The 17,234-nt window shown below is 76.1% G+C and carries 12 protein-coding genes; 6 read left to right on the forward strand and 6 right to left on the reverse strand.

Annotated features, from left to right (window positions below; translation table 11 throughout):
* Position 1: 1 nt before the first annotated feature.
* Entirely contained in the window at positions 2-559 is a 558-nt protein-coding gene (locus AC3WT4_RS04320) for a dihydrofolate reductase family protein (protein ID WP_492314810.1), read from the reverse strand.
* 209 nt (positions 560-768) lie between these two features.
* Between AC3WT4_RS04320 and AC3WT4_RS04325 the strand changes: the two genes are divergently transcribed.
* A complete protein-coding gene (locus AC3WT4_RS04325) occupies positions 769-1,773 on the forward strand; it encodes a glycoside hydrolase family protein (protein WP_492314811.1) in 1,005 nt (334 codons plus the stop codon).
* Positions 1,774-1,818: 45 nt separating this feature from the next.
* On the opposite strand, the gene AC3WT4_RS04330 is transcribed toward AC3WT4_RS04325, so the two are convergent.
* The 5 genes from AC3WT4_RS04330 to AC3WT4_RS04350 all read right to left on the reverse strand — a co-directional run bounded on the left by AC3WT4_RS04330 (position 1,819) and on the right by AC3WT4_RS04350 (position 8,486).
* Positions 1,819-2,955, reverse strand: a complete 1,137-nt coding sequence (locus AC3WT4_RS04330; RefSeq protein WP_492314812.1) for an endonuclease/exonuclease/phosphatase family protein — start codon at positions 2,953-2,955, stop codon at positions 1,819-1,821.
* Between the two features lie 210 nt (positions 2,956-3,165).
* Entirely contained in the window at positions 3,166-3,639 is a 474-nt protein-coding gene (locus AC3WT4_RS04335; protein WP_074806508.1) for an HNH endonuclease, read from the reverse strand.
* 272 nt (positions 3,640-3,911) lie between these two features.
* Complete coding sequence (locus AC3WT4_RS04340) at positions 3,912-5,195, reverse strand: low temperature requirement protein A (protein ID WP_492314813.1); 1,284 nt, start codon at positions 5,193-5,195, stop codon at positions 3,912-3,914.
* On the reverse strand, positions 5,192-6,748 hold the full coding sequence (locus AC3WT4_RS04345) for an ATP-binding protein (protein WP_492314814.1): 1,557 nt from the start codon (positions 6,746-6,748) through the stop codon (positions 5,192-5,194). The genes AC3WT4_RS04340 and AC3WT4_RS04345 overlap by 4 nt, the downstream gene beginning before the upstream one ends.
* A gap of 61 nt (positions 6,749-6,809) precedes the next feature.
* Positions 6,810-8,486, reverse strand: a complete 1,677-nt coding sequence (locus AC3WT4_RS04350; RefSeq protein ID WP_074806502.1) for an NAD(P)/FAD-dependent oxidoreductase — start codon at positions 8,484-8,486, stop codon at positions 6,810-6,812.
* A 183-nt stretch (positions 8,487-8,669) separates the two neighbouring features.
* Between AC3WT4_RS04350 and AC3WT4_RS04355 the strand changes: the two genes are divergently transcribed.
* From AC3WT4_RS04355 to AC3WT4_RS04375, 5 genes are read left to right on the forward strand one after another with little or no spacing between them, the layout of a single operon-like run.
* On the forward strand, positions 8,670-10,235 hold the full coding sequence (locus AC3WT4_RS04355; protein WP_492314815.1) for a pyridoxal phosphate-dependent decarboxylase family protein: 1,566 nt from the start codon (positions 8,670-8,672) through the stop codon (positions 10,233-10,235).
* A complete protein-coding gene (locus AC3WT4_RS04360) occupies positions 10,232-11,800 on the forward strand; it encodes a lysine N(6)-hydroxylase/L-ornithine N(5)-oxygenase family protein (protein WP_492314816.1) in 1,569 nt (522 codons plus the stop codon). Before AC3WT4_RS04355 ends, AC3WT4_RS04360 begins: the two co-directional genes overlap by 4 nt.
* On the forward strand, positions 11,797-14,349 hold the full coding sequence (locus AC3WT4_RS04365) for a GNAT family N-acetyltransferase (protein ID WP_492314817.1): 2,553 nt from the start codon (positions 11,797-11,799) through the stop codon (positions 14,347-14,349). Before AC3WT4_RS04360 ends, AC3WT4_RS04365 begins: the two co-directional genes overlap by 4 nt.
* 1 nt (position 14,350) lies before the next feature.
* Complete coding sequence (locus AC3WT4_RS04370; RefSeq protein ID WP_492314818.1) at positions 14,351-16,582, forward strand: penicillin acylase family protein; 2,232 nt, start codon at positions 14,351-14,353, stop codon at positions 16,580-16,582.
* Positions 16,579-17,214 (forward strand): GNAT family N-acetyltransferase, encoded by a 636-nt coding sequence (locus AC3WT4_RS04375; protein WP_492314819.1) that lies wholly within the window; start codon positions 16,579-16,581, stop codon positions 17,212-17,214. The genes AC3WT4_RS04370 and AC3WT4_RS04375 overlap by 4 nt, the downstream gene beginning before the upstream one ends.
* Positions 17,215-17,234: the final 20 nt, after the last annotated feature.

The following is a 17,234-nucleotide window of genomic DNA, read 5'->3' on the forward strand; positions in this document are numbered from 1 at the left end:
ATCAGCGGGCGCGCACGACCCGGTAGCGCAGCGCGGTGCGGACACCCACCTCGTCGACGCTCACCTTCTCCAGGGTGGCGGGGACGCCGCCGTCGAACAGGCGGACGCCGCCGCCGAGGAGCACCGGCATGACGTCGACGGCGAGCTCGTCGACGAGGTCCGCCGCGAGGAGCTGGCGGAAGAGGTCCGCGCCGCCCACGAACGTCACGTCGCGACCGCCGGCGGCCTCGACGGCGCGACGCACCGCCTCCTCGACCCCGTCCGTGACGAACTCGATCCACAGCCGCTCGTTGCGGCGCGGCGCGACGGGCAGCGGGTGGTGCGTCACGACGAAGATCGGCGCCTGGAACTCGTAGTCCTCCGCGTAGCTGTCGGGGTCCTCGGCGCCGTCGAACGTGCGTCGCCCCATGAGCACGGCGCCGGTCTCGTCCTGGAGCCGGCGCATGTAGTCGCTGCCGACGAGCGTGTCGAAGTCCGCGTAGAGCGCGGCGCTGCTCCCGGCGGCGTCCTGCACGAACCCGTCGAGCGACACCGTCGCCCCGGCGATCACCTTGGCCATGGATCCTCCTCGTCCCTGTTGCGCGGTCGAGGGGGAGACCCGGGGCGCCCCGCGGACTCATCGGTCGGCGGGCGGCCTCCGGCTCGGCCCGCCCCCGCGCGGCGCCCGCCGTCGGGCCGTTCGGCAGTTCTCATTATCGTGTTGACCCTGGTCGCGGGCCCTCGTGAGAGTGGCTGCCGTCCCACCCGCTCTCTCACCGTGGAGGCAGCATGCCGGACGACCCTCGCCCACCCGTCCCTCGTCCCCTGACCCGCCGCGCGCTCCTGCGGGGTGCCGTCGTGCTCGGCGCCGCGACCGCGACCGGCACGCTCGCCGCCCCGGCGCCCGCGCACGCGGCCGTGCCCGGCTTCCCGACGTTCCGCTACCTCGGGCAGCCGCTCGACCGGAGCACGTTGCGGTACAACCCGACGAACGAGCTGATCTTCCCCTCGGTCCGGTACGTCGCCGGGCGCGTCGAGAACCCGCTCGGCCGCTGGTACATGTACTACGCCCCGCACGACGCCCCGGGAGGCATCTGCCTGGCGTACGCGGACTCCGTCACCGGCCCGTGGCGCGAGCACCCCGCCAACCCGATCATCCCGCGCACCTGGGCGGGCTTCGACGTGAGCCACGTGTCGAGCCCCGACGCGTTCTGGAACCCGGCGGACCGCCGGATCTACCTGTTCTTCCACGGCGAGAACCACACGACCCGGGTCGCGAGCTCCGCCGACGGCCGCAGCTTCACGTACCACAACCGGGTCGTGGGCACGTACATGCTCCCGGGGGTGAGCGAGACGTCGTACGCGCGCGTCTTCCCCCACCCGACGCAGTCCGGCGTCTACGTCATGCTGCTCATGGGGAACCACGGCGGGACGCGCAAGATCTACGTCGGCTGGTCGCACGTGCTGACGTCCGGCTGGCAGGTCAAGCCGGAGCCGCTCATCACGCCCGCCGCCGGGGAGGGCGGGCAGGTGTCGGGGGCGCACTACTGGTCGCGCAACGGCGGGGGCCACGTCGTCTACCACGCGGGCTCGGGCAACATCCACGTCGCGCGCGTCGGGACGGGCTTCGACCGCGAGGACCACCTCGGCGTCCTGTACGACTCAGGGTCCGCCGCACCGGACCACGGGCGCGCCGCGGCGCCGTCGTTCGTGGAGGTCGACGGCCGCCTGCACATGTTCTACGAGGCCGGCCAGCGCGGCTCCACGACGATCGCCCTCGCCCGCGCGGACTGACGCCCCGGCCGGGCGCCCACCGCCCCGGGCGCCCGGCCGGGCTCGTCACGCGAGGTCGACGTCGGCCCACAGGGCGGCGTGGTCGGACGCCGCGTGCACCGGCGAGGTCATCGTGTCGTAGTGCGGGAACAGGGTCCCGTCCTTCCCGCCCCACACGCCCCGACGGAAGACGGACCCGCCCACGGTGCGCTCGAACAGCGCGGGGGAGAGCAGGACGTAGTCGATCTTCTGGCTCGCGGTCCCGTTGCCGTACGTCCCGGGACGCCCGTCGCCCCGGAAGTCCCGGTGCACGCTGACGTCGCGCAGGTCGGTCCCCTCGAGGAGCGGGCGCAGCGGCACCGACCCCGGGGTGTCGTTGAGGTCCCCGACGACCACGACGTTCTCCTCGCCGCGGGCACGCAGGCCGGCGTAGATCGCCGCGGTGCGGGTCGCCTGGCGGCGCCGGGTCGCGTCCGACTCGGCCTGCGTCCCGTACCCCTTGGACTTGAAGTGGTTGACGAGCACGGTGAGCGTGCCGCCGCCGGGCAGCGTGACGACGTACTCGGGGCAGTCGCGGCCGAAGACGAGTCGGCCGCGCGAGTCCCGGTCGTCGACGTGGGAGCGCACGGTCCCGATCTCGTACGGTCGCCGGGTGAGCAGCCCGACGTCGATCCCGCGGTCGTCGTTGCCGTCGATGACCATGACGTGCGGGTAGAGCGCGCGCCCGGCGCGGGTGACGCCCGCGTCGGTGAAGCGCTTGAGCGCGACGCGGCTCTCGGCCTCGACGACCGCGAGGACGTCCGCGCCGACGTCGGCCACGACGCGCGCCGTGTGCACCATCGCGAGCTCGTCGACCCGGTCCTTGACGAGGTCGACCCAGCCGACCCAGTCGCCCCGCCCGGTCGCGACCACCTCCGTGCGGGCGGTCCCGGCGGCCTGCGACCCGGTGCGGCGCACGAGCCGTCCCCGCACCTGGCGCAGCAGCGCGAGCGCGGCGGCGTCGGCGCGCACCAGGCCGAGCGTCTCCAGGTGCTCCAGGATCTCGGCGCGGACGTCGGGGCCGTACCGCTCCTCGGCGATCAGGGCGTTGACCCGGGCGTGCGCCGCCAGGACCGCGTTCCCCGCGGTCAAGGGGCCCGCCATCGCGCGCGGCCGCTCGAACAGGTTCTCGACGTTGAACGTCCCGATCCGGACCGTCGCCATCGTGGGCTCCCTCGCGCGGTCCGGGACCCGAGGTGGGTGCGTGACGCGGACCGGCTCCACCAGGAGGGAGGGGCGCGGCCGGTGTCCCGGACGCCGCCGCGCTCGCGGGCGCCGGGGAGCCCGGCCCGCTCGGGCGCGGCCAGCCCGGCCGGTGTCACCGCCACCGGCCGGGCAGACCGTGACCGGCCGGGCGCGCCGGCCGGTGTCCCGTCAGCGTCTGCGCGGGGCGGGCGCCGACGGGTAGATGTCGCGGAACGCGGGCTCGAACGGTCTGGACAGGAGCCGCAGGCCCGCCTGCTCGGGCGTGCGCCCGCCCTTGGCCGCGTTGCACGGCTCGCACGCGGCGACGGCGTTGAGCCACGTCGTCGTGCCGCCCTGGCAGCGCGGGACGACGTGGTCCATCGTCGTCGCGGTGCCCCCGCAGTACGCGCAGCGGTAGCGGTCGCGGCGCAGGAGCGCGGCGCGCGAGTACGGGACGCGGCCCTGGCGCTCGTACACCCAGCGCGCGTGCACGTACCGCACGAGCGCGACCGACCGGGGGCGCTGGTAGGGCCCGAACGTCTCGCCCTCGACGGCCTCCAGCACCTCGGCGACCTGCCGGTGCAGCATGCGGATCGCGTGGCGCAACGACACGCGGCCGAGCTCCTGGCTGCCGCCGAGGTTGTAGATGACCACCTCGCTCATCGTCGCTCCTCCTGTCGTGCGTCGCGTGCCGTGCCCCGGGACGACGAGAGCCGCCCCAGGACGGTGCCCCAGGACGGCTCTGCAGGTGGACGACGCACGTCGTCTACCTGAGGAGCGCCCTTCGGGACGGGTCGACGGACCGCTCGTGCGTCACGCGGGTCCACCTGCCCTTCACCGGTCGTCATGGTCGAGCGTCCGGGCGGGTCTCGACCGGACGCCATGAGGCTATGCCCGCGAGCGCGCGACGTCCACGCCTTTGCGCCGGGGAGGAGTCAGGTGTCGTCCCGCACGTCCGTCTCCGACCCCGCGTCGCCCGACGTCGGCCGGTGCGCGCGCCCGGCACGGGAGAGCTGGACGAGCAGCGCGGCCGACAGGACCCACACGAGCCCCGCGGCCGAGACGGACCCGCCCCCGAACGCGGCGAGCGCTCCGGCGGCCACGACGGGCACGGCGAGCACCAGCGCGGTACGGACGTCGCGCAGCACGGCGTGCACGCCCGCGGACACCAGCCCGTGGACGGCGAACGCCCCGACGAGCAGCGCGAGCTCGCCGGGCTCGAGCGCGCGCGCCGGGCGGTCCAGGACGCCCCCGAGCGCGCCCGCGAGCGTGGCGAGGGCCCCCGTCGTCACGAGGTGCAGGAACCACGCGACGCGCGGCGGCACGCCGGCCGGGCGCAGGAGCGCCACGCCCGCGTAGCCCGAGCGCACCGTGAGCGCCCACAGGCCGACCAGCAGGGTGAACGCCCCTGCGCCCGCCACGAGCAGGGAGCGGTCCCACTCGGCCTCGCTCGCGGCGTCGATCGCCTGGATGAGGCCCTCGCCGAGCACGATGATGACGAACAGCCCCAGCCGCTCGCCGAGATGGGGCACGTCGCTCGCGGCCGCGTCGACCGTCGTCGGGACCTCCAGGTCGCGCCGCCGCCCGCGGTCCGGCGCGCCGGGCCGCGCACGACGCCCGCCCAGCTCCCGCCCCCGGCCTCGGCGCTCGCGGACCTCGTCGAGGCGCTCCTGCGCGCGCCGCACGAGCCGCTCGCCCGAGAGCGTGAGGAGCAGCAGGAGGTCGATCGCGAGGCCGACACCCCACAGCACGTAGCGGGTCTGGCCGTCGGCCCACCACGACACGATCCAGGGCACGACCCCGGCGAGCGCCTGCACGACGGGCAGGTCGACGACGACGGTCGTGCGCCGCCACGGGCGCGCGGCGACGAGGCGTCCCACGACGTAGGCGACGGCGAACGCCTGGGCGTGCTCGTCGTGGATGCCCGGCACCGCGGCGATCATCACGGCGAGCGCGGCCATGCCCGCGAGGATCGGCAGGGACCGCGCACCCTCGCCCGCGACGTTGCCGTACGTGGTGAAGCACGCCCACACGAGCCAGAACGCCGTGTACGCCACGACGTACAGCGCGAGCCCGCCGCCGTCGTGGTCCTCCTGGAGGAGGTGGGCGAGCATGCCGATGCCCGCGACGACGACGAGGTCGAAGAACAGCTCGAGCCAGGAGGCGTGGCGCTCCTCGCCGACCGGCGACGTCCCCGCCGCCGGGGAGGGGGCCGTCACGCGCGCCCGTCGGGCGCGTCGACCGCGGCGGGGGCGGGGGCGGGGGGCGCGGGTTCGAGCGGGAGCCGCACGACGAACCGCGTGTCGCCCGGCACGGACGTCACGGCGAGGTCGCCGTGGTGCTTGTTCACGACGATGCGCCACGAGATGTCGAGGCCGAGCCCGGTGCCCTGGCCGACGGGCTTCGTGGTGAAGAACGGCTCGAAGATGCGGGGGCGCACGTCGTCGGGGATCCCGGGGCCGGTGTCGGCGACCTCGACCTCGGCGTGGTCGTCGACGCGCCGGGTGGTCACGGTGAGGGTGCCGGTGCCGGCCATGGCCTGCGCGGCGTTCTCGACGAGGTTGGTCCACACCTGGTTGAGCTCGGCGGCGTACACGGGCACGGCGGGCAGGTCGGGGTCGTAGCGGCGCACGACCTCGACGCCGTCGAGGGTGTGGTCGAGCATCGTCAGCGTGGAGTCGAGCAGCTCGTGCAGGTCCACGGGCCGGAACGGCGCCCGGTCGAGCTGGGAGTACTGGCGGGCGGCCCCGACGAGCGTCGAGATCCGCACCGTGGCGTCCTCGATCTCGGCCATGAGCTGCTCGGTCTCGATCGTGTACGCGAGCCAGCTCACCGCGCCGGTGAGCGCGCCGGCGTCGACCCGCGCGGCGACGCGGTCGAGCCACGGCTCGTCGATGCCGGCCTGGACGAGCGCGGGGGAGACCCGCCACCCCTCGGGCAGGCCGTGGTCGTCGAGCCAGTCGGTGAGGCGATCCTCCAGGTCGGAGGTCTCCAGGGCGCCGACGGCGTCCGCGGTGCGCGTGTCCGCGTACCGCTCGAGCGCCTCCTCCTGGAGCCGGATCAGCTCGGCGAGCGTGGCGCGGTCGTAGGGGCCGTCGGCGATGAGCGCGAGCTTGTGCCGCATGGCGGCGACGCGCTCGCGCAGCGTGCCGGTGGCGCGCACCGCGGCGGCGGCCGGATTGTTGAGCTCGTGCGTGAGCCCCGCGGACAGGGAGCCGAGGGCGAGCAGCCGCTCGCGCTGCCCGACGAGCTGCTGCGCGTCGCGCGTGCCCCAGAACACGCCCTCGAGCAGGTGCACGGCCATGGGGAACCACTCGGTCATGAGCTTGGCGAAGTCGTGGGCCGCGAGGACGAAGAACCGCGAGGGCTCGAGCGCGCGCGCCGAGTGCAGGTAGGTCTGCGGCAGCCGGTCGCCGAGGTAGGCGTTCCACGCCCCGAGGTAGACCCCGACCTGACGGGTGCGCGAGACCTCCACCTCGTCCTCGCCGACGCGGCGGAACAGCGCGACGCCGCCGTCGAGCAGGACGTAGAACGCCTCGGCGGGCGAGCCCTCGTGGAAGAGCCAGCCCGCGTCGTGCCGCTCGACGTGCCCGGTCGCGCACAGCCAGGCGAGCTGGTCGTCGGTGAGGTGCTCGAACAGGAACGTGGCGCGCAGCTCGTCGACGTCGCACGGCAACCACCCGCGCGCGGCGGCGGCCGCGGCGGTGGGGTCGGTCGCCGCGGACGCGGCCTCGGTGGGCGGGGTCGTGGTGGGGTCCTCGGTGCTGGTCACGGTGTCGCCTCCGGGTTCGGTCGGGGCCTGCGTCGTCGGGGCTGTGTCGCGGGGACGAGGGTCAGAGCTGTTCGAGGTAGCGGTGGACGAGCATGACGGCCATGGCGCCCTCGCCGACCGCGGACGCGACGCGCTTGGCCGACTCCGCGCGCACGTCCCCGGCGGCGAACACGCCGGGCACGGACGTCTCCAGGTGGTAGGGCGGGCGGTCGAGCGTCCACCCGGCGGGCGGGGCGCCGTCGTGCAGGAGGTCGGGGCCCGCGAGAACGAACCCGCGGGGGTCGCGCGCGACGACGCCGTCGAGCCAGTCGGTGCGGGGCGCGGCGCCGATGAACACGAACGCCCACCCGCACTCGACGCGCGTGGTGGTGGCGGCGTCGAGGTCGCGCAGCTCGAGGTGCTCCAGGTGGTCGTCGCCCGACGCCGCGACGACCTCCGTGCGGGTGAGGACCCGCACGCGCGGGTGGGCCTCGACCTGCTCGACGAGGTAGGACGACATGGACCGGGCGAGCGAGTCGCCCCGCACGACGAGCGTGACCTGCTTGGCCTCGCGCGCGAGGTACAGCGCCGCCTGCCCGGCGGAGTTCGCGCCCCCGACGACGTACACCTCCTGGTCCTGGCACGCGGACGCCTCGGTGAGCGCCGAGCCGTAGAACACGCCGCGGCCCACGAGGTCGGCGAGGCCCGGGCCGTCGAGCAGCCGGTAGGAGACGCCGGACGCGAGGATGACGGTGTGCGCGTCGATCGACGTGCCGTCGGGGAACCGCACCGAGCGGGCCGGGCCGTCGACGTCGAGCTCGACGGCGTCGCGCGTCGTGACGATCTCGGCACCGAACCGCACGGCCTGGCGGCGCGCGCGCTCGGCGAGCTGGGCGCCCGAGATCCCGTCGGGGAACCCGAGGTAGTTGTCGATGCGGGAGCTCTGCCCGGCCTGTCCGCCGGTCGCGGTGCGCTCGACGAGCACCGTCCGCAGCCCTTCCGACGCCCCGTAGAGCGCCGCGCTGAGCCCCGCGGGCCCGCCGCCCACGACGACGAGGTCGTAGAAGTCGGCCGCGGGTCGCGTGGCGAGCCCGACGCGCTCGGCGAGCGTCGCGTCGTCGGGCGCGACGAGGGGCTCGCCCTCGGGCGTGACGACGAGGGGGAGGGTCTCGCCGTCGGCCTGCGCGGCCGTGAGCAGGCGCGCCCCCTCGGCGGACTCCGACGGGTACCACCGGTAGGGCACGCGGTTGCGCGCGAGGAACTCGCGCACCTGCGAGGAGCGTGCCGACCACCGGTGCCCGACGACGACGGTCTCGGCCGGGCGGCGCCGGTCGGTCGCGGACCACGCCTCGAGCTGGGCGTCCACGACGGGGTAGAGCTTCTCCTCGGGCGGGTCCCACGGCTTGAGGAGGTAGTAATCGAGGTCGACGACGTTGATCGCCTCGATCGCGGCCTCGGTGTCCGCGTAGGCGGTGAGCAGGACGCGCCGCGCCGCGGGGAAGAGGTCCATCGCCTGCTCGAGCAGCTCGACGCCCGTCATGCCGGGCATGCGGTGGTCGGCGAGGACGACGGCGACGTCCTCGCCCCGCAGCGCGAGCTCGCGCAGCGCGGAGAGCGTCTCCGCACCCGACTCGGCGCGCACGATCCGGTAGCGGTCGCCGTAGCGGCGGCGCAGGTCGCGCGCGACCGCGCGCGAGACCCCGGGGTCGTCGTCCACGGTGACGATCGCAGGACGGGTCGTCGCGACGGTGGGTTCCACACGGCCTCCTCGGGCACCAGGACGGGCGACTGCCATCCTCTCCCCAGCGTGGCCACGCGTCCACGGCGGACGTGGCGCAGGTCACTCTTGACGGGGGATCGCGCTGCGCTAGGTTAGGCAAGGCAAACCTCAGGTTGCCCCGCCGCGCTCCGCGGCGGTCCTCTCCCCGTCCTGGAGCCTCGCATGCTCTCAGCACGATCCGTCGCGCCCGCGCACGGTACCCCGACCGCCCCGGCGCTGCTCACCGGCGCGACCGCAGGCGCCTACGCGAGCACCCTGCACGCCGTCGTGGACGACGTCGCCGCGCGCGTGGCCGCCGTCGACCAGCCCTGGTCCGGCGCGAGCCGCGCCCACCTGGCCGCGCTCGTCGACGCCACCGACCTCGACGGCCCCGGCGTCGGGACCGACGCGGCGCTGCGCGAGGCCGCCGACCTCTACGCGACCCACGCCGTGTGGTTCCACCACCCGACCTACGCCGCGCACCTCAACTGCCCGGTCGCGCTGCCCGCGGTCGGTGCCGAGGCCCTGCTCGCCGCGATCAACACGTCCGTCGACACCTACGACCAGTCGACCGTCGCGACCCTCATGGAGCGTCGCGTCGTCGGCTGGACCGCGGGCCGCGTCGGGTACGTCGCCGGGGACGGCGTCCTCACGTCGGGCGGCACGCAGTCCAACCTCCACGCGCTCTTCCTCGCCCGCGAGCGCGCCGTCGAGCGCGCCACCCGCGACGGGCTCGGGCGCTCGGCCGTCCTGCCGCGCCTGCGCGTCCTGGCGGCGGGGTCCAGCCACTTCAGCGTCGCGCGCTCGGCCCTGCTGCTCGGCCTCGCCGACGACGCGGTCGTGCGGGTCGAGGCCGACGCCGACGGGCGGGTCGTGCCCGCGGCGCTCGCGGCCGCCGTCGACGCGGTGCACGGCGCGGGCGAGGTCGTCATGGCGGTCGTCGCGACCGCCGGCACGACCGACCGCGGCTGCGTGGACCCGCTCGCCGCGGTCGCGGACGTGTGCGACGCGGCCGACGTGTGGTTGCACGTCGACGCCGCCTACGGGTGCGGGCTCCTGGTGTCCCCGACGCGCCGGCACCTGCTCGACGGCATCGAGCGGTCGCGGTCGGTGACGGTCGACTACCACAAGGCGTTCTTCCAGCCCGTGTCGGCGAGCGCGCTGCTCGTGCGCGAGCGCGCCGACCTGGAGCGCGTCGCGCACCACGCGGACTACCTCAACCCGCGCGAGAACGCCGAGCCGAACCAGGTCGACGTGTCGCTCCAGACCACCCGCCGCTTCGACGCGCTCAAGCTCTGGACGACGCTGCGCGCGCTCGGGCCCGGCGGGGTCGGCGCGATGGTCGACGCCGTGTGCGACCTCGCCGCGCAGGTGCACGCCGACCTCGCGGACGACCCCGACCTGCGGGTGCTGGGCCGGACGGACCTCTCCACGGTCCTGTTCCGGTACGAGCCGCCCGGGCTGTCCGCGGCGCACGCGGACCGCCTCGTGCCGCTCGTGCGGCGGGTGCTGTTCGAGTCCGGTCGCGCGGTGGTCGCCAAGACGGTGCTCGACGGCGTCCCGTGCCTCAAGCTCACGCTGCTCAACCCGACCGTCACGCTCGCGGACGTGCGCCACGTGCTCGACCTCGTGCGCACGACCGCCCAGGCGCTCGTCGAGCGCGACGAGCTGCTGCACGACGACGACGTCGCGACGCACGCCGCGGACCTCGTGGCGTCCCTCGCGACCGCCGGGGCGGTGACCCGATGACCACGACCGCTCCCACGGCGAGCCCGCCCGTCCCCGCGCCCGCGCCCCACGACCCGGCGCGCGTGCGCGGCGTCGTCGGTGTGGGGATCGGGCCGTTCAACCTCGGCCTCGCCGCGCTGTCCGCGCCCCTCGACGACGTCGACGCCGTGTTCCTCGACGCCGCGCCCGAGTTCCGCTGGCACCCCGGCATGATGATCGAGGGCGCGACGATCCAGGTCCCGTTCCTCGCCGACCTCGTCACGATGGCGGACCCGACGTCGCCGTACTCGTTCCTCGCGTTCCTCAAGGCCACGGGCCGGCTCTACCCGTTCTACATCCGCGAGTCGTTCTACCCGCTGCGCGCCGAGTACGACGCGTACTGCCGCTGGGTCGCGGCCCGCCTGGGCTCGCTGCGCTGGTCGCGGCGCGTCGTCGCCGTCGAGCACGACCCGGCCGCCGACGCGTTCGTCGTGCGGGCCGAGACGCTCGCGTCCGACGGGAGCGTCACCGGCACCGAGGAGCACCGGGGCCGCCACCTCGTGCTCGGCGTCGGGACCTCTCCGGTGCTGCCGCCCGCGTTGCGGGCGCTCGCGGACGAGGTCGCGCGCGGCGAGCACCCGGGCGCCGGGCCGCTCGTGCACAGCGCGCAGTACCTGCCGCACCGCGACGCGCTCGCGGCCGCGGGCTCGGTCACGGTCGTGGGCAGCGGGCAGTCGGCCGCCGAGGTCTACCGCGACCTGCTCGACGGCGTGCACGGCGACGCGAGGCGCCCCGGGTACCGCCTCGACTGGGTGACGCGCTCGCCGCGGTTCTTCCCTATGGAGTACACGAAGCTCACGCTCGAGATGACGTCGCCGGAGTACACCGACCACTTCCACGCGCTGCCGCTCGAGCTGCGCCAGCTCCTCGGCCGTGAGCAGCGGGGCCTGTACAAGGGGATCAGCGGCGACCTCGTGGACGAGATCTACGACGCGCTGTACCGCCTGAGCCTCGACCGCCCGGTGCCGACGACGCTGCTCACCGACACCGAGGTCGTCGCCGCACGCTACGGGCCGACCACCGGCGGGCGCGACGACGAGAGCGTGCCAGGGCAGCCCGGCGCCGCCGCCCCGGCGGGGGAGTACGTGCTGCGGCTGCGGCACGCGCAGCTCGGGCGGGAGGTCGAGCGCCGCACGCGCGCGCTCGTCGTCGCGACGGGCTACGCCGCCTCGGTCCCGGCGTTCCTCGACCCGGTGCGTCACCTGCTCCGGTTCGACGAGCTCGGGCGGTTCGACGTCGCACGCGACTACACGGTCGACGACGCGCGCCGGGTCCACGTGCTCAACGGTGAGGAGCACACCCACGGCATCACCGCGCCGGACCTCGGGTTCGCCGCGTGGCGCAACGCCGTCGTGCTGCGGACCGTCACGGGGCGCGAGGTGTACCCGGTGGAGGAGCGCATCGCCTTCCAGACGTTCGGCCTGCCCGACGACGCGGCTCCCGCGGGTTCTCCGTCCCCGGCCACCACTCCCGTGACGACGCCCGCCACGTCGGACGCCGCGGCGCGCGTCGTGGCGGGCGAGCGCACGGGAGGGGAGGCTCGATGAGCGCCACCACCACGGCGACGACGGCGTCGGCCGTGCCGTCGCCGGGCCCGACGGCGTCAGGTGCTGCGGCGTCGGGCGCGAGCCCGGGCGCCGCCTTCGCGGTGCGGGTCCGGCTCGGCGACGGCCGCGCGGACGTCTCGCTCGAGCCCGTCGACCCGGTGCGCGACGCCGCGCTCGTGCAGGGCTGGCTCGTGCACCCCCGCTCGGCGTTCTGGCAGCTGGGCCACCTCGACGTCGACGGCGTGCGCGACTACCTCGCGGCGGTCCGCGCGGACCCGCACCAGGACGCGTGGCTCGGCCGGGTCGACGGTGCGCCGACGTTCCTCGTGGAGACGTACGACCCGGCGCGCGTCACGCTCGCCGACGTCCCCGCGGCCGCCGCGCTCCTGGAGCCCGGCGACGTCGGGATGCACCTCCTCGTCGCGCCCCCGGCCGGGCCCCCGCGCGGCGGGTTCACCTCGGCCGTGATGGGCGCCGTCGTGCGGTTCTGCCTCGACCCCGCGGGCCGTGGCGCCCGCCGTGTCGTCGTCGAGCCGGACGTGCGCAACGCCGCGATCGCGGCGAAGAACGCCGCGGCCGGGTTCCGCGTGCTGCGCGAGGTGGACCTCCCGGGCAAGACGGCGCACCTCGCCGTCGCGACGCGCGCCGACCTCGACGCGAGCCCGCTCGGCGACGGTGTCGACCTCGCCCCGCACCTGCGCCCCGACCTCGCCGAGCGCGCGCACCGCCACCTCGTCGCGAAGACGATCGCCGAGCTCACCCACGAGCGGCTGCTCGCGCCGCGCGCGGAGGTCTGGCCGGTCGAGGCGAACGGGCCGGGGCAGTACGTGCTGCCCGTCGCGGACGGCGCGGTGGAGTACCGCTTCCGCGCGCGGCGGTACGCGCTCGAGCACTGGGTGCTCGACGAGGCGTCGATCCGGCGCACCGTGAGGGACGGACGCCCCACGCAGGACCGGCCGGACCTGCCGAACCTGCCGGACGACGCGGGCGACCCGGCGGGCGCGGGCCGCGCCGGCGCGCCCCGCGAGCTGCCGGTCGACGCGCTCGACCTCGTCGTCGAGCTCCAGCCCGACCTGCGCATCCCCGACGACCTGCTCGCCACCTACCTGGAGGAGGTGTCGTCGACGCTCGCGAGCGCGACCGCGAAGCTCGAGCGGTACGAGCGCACCGGCGGGCCGAGCGCCACCGACCTCCTCGACGCGTCGTTCCAGCAGGTCGAGGCGGCCATGACGGAGGGGCACCCGGGGTTCGTCGCGAACAACGGGCGCATCGGGTTCGGCCTGGCGGAGTACCGCGCGTACGCGCCCGAGAACGGTGGCCGCGTGCGCCTGCTGTGGCTCGCCGCGCGGCGCGAGCACACCCACCTCGCGCTCGGCGCCGGCCTCGAAGAAGAGACGCACTACGGGGCCGAGCTCACGCCCGACGAGCGCGCCGCGTTCGCGGACCGGCTCGCCGCGCGCGGCCTCGACCCGGCCGACTACCTCTACCTCCCCGTGCACCCGTGGCAGTGGGAGCACCGCGTGCCCATCACGTTCGCGGCCGACGTCGCACGCGGCGACCTCGTCCCGCTCGGGCCGGGCGCCGACGAGTACCAGCCGCAGCAGTCGATCCGCACGCTGTCCAACCTCACGCGGCCCGGCCGCCACTACGTGAAGGTCGCGCTCGCGATCCAGAACATGGGGTTCCTGCGCGGGCTGTCGCCCGCGTACATGCGGGACACCCCCGCGATCAACGACTGGGTCGCCGACCTCGTCGCCGCCGACCCGGAGCTCGGCGGCCGCGGGTTCACCGTGCTGCGCGAGCTCGCCTCGATCGGGTACACCGGCGACGTCTACCACCGCACCGCCACGCCGTCCCCGCACCGCAAGATGCTCGCCGCCCTGTGGCGCGAGAGCCCCGTGCCGCGCACCGCGCCCGGGGAGCGGCTCGCCACCATGGCCGCGCTCCTGCACCGCGACCCCGACGGCGCCGCGCACGCGACCGCGCTCGTCCGCGCCTCCGGGCTCGACCCCGCCGACTGGGTGCGCGCCTACCTCGACGCCTACCTGCGCCCGCTCGCCCACGCCCTCCTCGCGCACGACCTCGCGTTCATGCCGCACGGCGAGAACCTCATCCTCGTCCTGCGTGACCACGTCGTGGTCCGCGCGGTCATGAAGGACGTCGGCGAGGAGGTCGCCGTCCTCGGCGGCGCGCCGCTCCCGCCCGGCGTCGAGCGGGTGCGCGCCGTCGTCGGCGACGAGGAGAAGGCGCTCGCGATCTTCACCGACGTGTTCGACGGCGTCCTGCGCCACCTCGCCGCGATCCTCGCCGGCGACGGCGTGCTGCCCGAGGACCGGTTCTGGCGTCTCGTCGCGGAGTGCCTCGACGCCCACCGCGCCGACCACCCCGACCTGCGCAGCGGCGTCGACCTGCGCGCCCCGCGGTTCGCGCACTCGTGCCTCAACCGCCTCCAGCTGCGCAACACGCTCCAGATGGTCGACCTCGCCGACCAGTCCGCGTCCCTGCTGTACGCGGGCACGCTCGCCAACCCCGCCGCGCGGGAGGGCTGACGTGACGGCGGGCCCCGGCGGGTTCGAGGTGCACCGCGACGCGTGGGGCGTCCCGCACGTGCGCGCCACGGACGAGCTCGCGCTCGCGCGCGGCCAGGGGTACGTCACCGCGCTCGACCGCGGCTGGCAGATCGAGGTCGACCGGTGGCGCGCCGAGGGACGGCTCGCCGAGCGCCTGGGCGAGCCGGGCCTCGCCTGGGACCGGTTCGCCCACCGCGTGCGCCTCGCCGACACCGCGCGCCGTGCCTACGCGGCGCTCGCGGACGACGACCGCGCCTGGGTCGACGCGTACACCGCGGGCGTCAATGACGGACTCGACCGCGGGCGCGACGTGCCCGAGATGCACGCCCTCGCCGACCCGGCGTGGCCCGGCGGGGGCGACCTGCCCCCGCACGAGCCGTGGCCCGCGTGGGCGCCCCTCGGCGTCTTCCTCGTCGCGCACGTCCTGTTCTCCGGCTTCCCACACGTGCTGTGGCGCGACCACGTCGCGCGCACCCTCGGGGCCGCGGTCGCGCGGTCCCGCCCCGACGTGCCCCGCACGGCGGTGCTCGACCTGCTCGCGGTCGACGGCGGACCCGGCTCGGGGTCGAACGCGTGGGCGCTCGCGGGCACCAGGCCGCGCGCCGGGGCGCCGCTGCTCGCGGGCGACCCGCACCGCCTCCTGGAGCTGCCGGGCGTCTACCAGCAGGTGCGCCTGGCGTGCGACGCGTACGACGTCGTCGGGCTCGCGTTCCCGGGTGTCCCGGGGGTCCCGCACTTCGGGCACGCGGGCGCGGCGGCGTGGGGCGTGACGAACGCGATGGCGCACCACGTGGACGTCGTCGCGGAAAGGCTGCACCGCTCGGCGGACGGCGGGGTCGTCACGGAGGGCCCGGACGGCCCGGAGCCGGCGGACGTCGTCGTCGCCACGGTGCGGGTGCGCGCGGCGGGCGGCCCGGTCGAGCACCGGGTGGAGACGATCGAGACGGCGCGCGGCGTCGTCGTCACGGGCGGGCCCGACGACCCGGACCGGACGTTCGCCGTGCGCCTGCCCGCACGTGTGGACGCCGACCTCGGGGTCGCCGCGTGGCGACGGCTCCTGCGGGTCCGGTCGGCGCGCGACGTCACGGACGCGTTCGCGACCTGGGTCGACCCGGTCGACCGCGTGCTGGCGGCCGACCGCGAGACCGTGCTGTCGGTGACGGCGGGGCGCGTGCCTCGCCGCGACCCGGCCGAGCGAGCGCTGCCCCTGCCGGGGTGGGCCGACGCCGGGCGCGCCCGCCCGTGGGTCGTGCCGCCCCCGCCCGTCGTCGTCGACGACGTCGCGGTCGACGCGAACGAGCGGCCCGCGCGGCCCGACCTCGACCTGGGCCGCACGTACGCCCCGCCGCACCGCGCCCGGCGGATCCGGGCGCTGCTCGCGGCCGCGGGCGACGACGCGACCGCGGCGGACCAGTCGCGCGTCCACGCGGACACGCTGCTCGGCGGCGCGGACGACCTGCTCCGGTGGCTCGACCGCGACGTCGGTGGCCCGGGCGGCGGGACCGGGGCCGAGGCCGAGGCCGAGCACGGCACCGGCGTGCGTCCCGATCCCGCGACGGTCCGCGCGGCGGGGCGGCTGCGCGCGTGGGACCGGCGCATGGACGCGGACAGCGCCGACGCGGCGCTCTTCGCGGCCTGGCGCGGCGCGCTCGTCGGCCGGGTCGTGGCGCACCCCGCGCTCGCGTCCCTGCACGCGCCCCACGGCCTCGACCCGGTCTTCGCGCCGTGGCTGTCGCTCACCGCGCGCGTCGCCGACGCGCTGCCCGCGCTGCTCGGTGCCGCGTGGCTCGGCATCGACGGCGCCGCGCTCGCGTGGGCCGCGCTCGCCGACGTCGTGCCGGAGCGGGACGAGGCGCCGGGCCCGACGCCGGTGTGGGGCGACACCCACCGCGTGCTGGGGCTGCACGTGCTCCTCGACGTGCCGGGCGCACCGGTCCCGCGCGTGCCGGACGTGCCGCTCGGGGGCGACACGGACACGGTGCGCTGCACCGCGAGCGTGCCGGGGGTCAGCGACGTGTGCGTGCGCGGGTCGGTCGCGCGCTGGGTGTGGGACCTCGCCGACCGGGACGCGAGCCGCTGGGGCGTGCCGTTCGGCGCGAGCGGCGACCCGCGCTCGCCCCACTTCGCCGACCGGCTCGCCGCCTGGGCGGACGCCGAGACCGTGCCCGTCGTGACCGACTGGGCCCTGCTGCGCCACGAGGAGACCCGATGACCGCGACTGATCTGCCCGCCCTGGGCCGCCTGCGCACCGGCGCACCCGGCGAGCTGCTGCTCTCCCACCACGCGCCGGGCGGCGGCCGCCTGACGCTGCGCGTCCTCGACCCGGATGCGGACCTCGACGTGCTGCACGCGTGGGTGACCCGGCCCTGGGCACGGTTCTGGGGCCTCGGGGACCTGTCCCGGACGGAGCTGCGCGACCTGTACGCGTACGTCGGGTCGCTGCCGACGCACCACGCGTTCCTCGTGCGGTGGGACGACGACCCCGTCGCGCTCCTGCAGACGTACGAGCCGGAGCACGACCCCGTCGGCGAGGCGTACGCGGTGGCGCCGGGCGACGTCGGGCTGCACTTCTTCCTCGGCGGGCGTGGCCCGCGCGGGGCGGACCTGTGGGCCGCCGTCGGTCCGCTGGTCGTCGCGTTCTGCTTCGCCGACCCGCGGGTGGACCGGATCGTCGTCGAGCCGGACGCGGCGAACGAGCGGGCGCACGCCCGGATGCGTGCCCTCGGCTTCGAGGTGGCCGAGCGGGTGCGCGTGGGGGAGAAGGACGCGCTCCTCGCGTTCCTCCCGCGTGACCGCGCGCGCGATCTGCTCGACAGGGCCGAGGGAGCGGCTGCGCGCGGTTGACCGGCCGCGCGGCGGAGCGC

This window comes from Cellulosimicrobium sp. EB106-03-01-XG111, assembly GCF_058792115.1.

What these genes read in the sequence shown, in the direction of transcription:
- AC3WT4_RS04375 (WP_492314819.1), top strand. Translation starts at nt 16,579, where the DNA reads ATGACCGCGACTGATCTGCCCGCCCTGGGCCGCCTGCGCACCGGCGCA.
- AC3WT4_RS04355 (WP_492314815.1), top strand. Translation starts at nt 8,670, where the DNA reads ATGCTCTCAGCACGATCCGTCGCGCCCGCGCACGGTACCCCGACCGCC.
- AC3WT4_RS04335 (WP_074806508.1), bottom strand. Translation starts at nt 3,639, where the DNA reads ATGAGCGAGGTGGTCATCTACAACCTCGGCGGCAGCCAGGAGCTCGGC.
- AC3WT4_RS04365 (WP_492314817.1), top strand. Translation starts at nt 11,797, where the DNA reads ATGAGCGCCACCACCACGGCGACGACGGCGTCGGCCGTGCCGTCGCCG.
- AC3WT4_RS04330 (WP_492314812.1), bottom strand. Translation starts at nt 2,955, where the DNA reads ATGGCGACGGTCCGGATCGGGACGTTCAACGTCGAGAACCTGTTCGAG.
- AC3WT4_RS04360 (WP_492314816.1), top strand. Translation starts at nt 10,232, where the DNA reads ATGACCACGACCGCTCCCACGGCGAGCCCGCCCGTCCCCGCGCCCGCG.
- AC3WT4_RS04325 (WP_492314811.1), top strand. Translation starts at nt 769, where the DNA reads ATGCCGGACGACCCTCGCCCACCCGTCCCTCGTCCCCTGACCCGCCGC.
- AC3WT4_RS04320 (WP_492314810.1), bottom strand. Translation starts at nt 559, where the DNA reads ATGGCCAAGGTGATCGCCGGGGCGACGGTGTCGCTCGACGGGTTCGTG.